Below are 312 nucleotides of genomic sequence, written 5' to 3'. Positions count from 1 at the left end.
AAAAAATTAACTAGATGGCATAAGGTTAAATCCTAAGTGCTTTAATAATAGATAATCAGCAGCCAAGATCCGAACAGGATAAGGTTCAACGACTAGGCAAATGCCGTACATCACAAGCTATTGGTGGTGGAAATGGGGAGCATCTAAAAAATTAGATGGTGATATAGTCTGTGCTTAATAGAAATATTAAGAAGTTCGTGAATAAAATTAAAAATCGTATTTTAATTTATCTATTCTGAGAACTGGTTGGAAAGTAGCGATTCCGATTGAACACTCTAAAAATATATACGGATGTATTTTAGATATAACGAC

Source organism: Peptoclostridium sp. AF21-18, from assembly GCF_003478825.1.
Lineage (GTDB): Bacteria > Bacillota > Clostridia > Peptostreptococcales > Peptostreptococcaceae > Peptacetobacter.
The sequence above is the reverse complement of the archived record's forward strand: the minus strand, read 5'-3'. Positions refer to the sequence as shown.